Here is a 606-nt window from a genome sequence, read left to right on the forward strand (position 1 = left end):
CCGCAAAATGCACCTGCAAGGAAAAATGCAGTCAGTATGCAGTAGATGAAGATTGTGAGGTGTGTGCAAAGGATTACAAGGAATGTGCCTATATCAATCCGAGTGTAAAAATCACAATCAATACATCGTCTGGATGGCATAACGATACCACTAAGGTAACTGTCAAGGTGGAAGATACGATAGTTTCCGGTAATTTTACCATTCAGACAGTAAAGGCAAAAGTCGGACAGAATGGAAGCTGGACGGACATTACCGAGGATATGCACATAGAGATTTCCGAGAACAGCACCATTTATGTGCAGGTCACAGACCAGAAGGGCAAGACCTACGAGAAAAACCGCTACATCAAGTGCTTTGATTTTACAAAGCCTACCTTAAATGCGGCAGTCAGCGACGGTCTTTTGAGCATTCAGGCACATGATACGGATTCCGGTATCAAGGCAATCTATGTCAATGGCTATGAGTTTACAGAGCATACGAATGGAGCCTTGAATATCCGTCTGCAACAGTTCGATGCAGGGTATCAGTATTTCACGATTTCTGCCATGGATAATGCAGGAAATACCTCTGAAATCTATAAAACAGCCAATCCGTATTACACCGATC

At 43.2% G+C, this 606-nt stretch carries 1 pseudogene; it reads left to right on the forward strand.

Annotation, left to right across the window (positions count from 1 at the left end):
• A pseudogene (locus H8S17_RS16340) lies at window positions 1–606 on the forward strand (CD1107 family mobile element protein); the annotation flags it as partial.

This window comes from Roseburia zhanii (genome assembly GCF_014287635.1).
Taxonomy (GTDB): domain Bacteria; phylum Bacillota; class Clostridia; order Lachnospirales; family Lachnospiraceae; genus Roseburia_B; species Roseburia_B zhanii.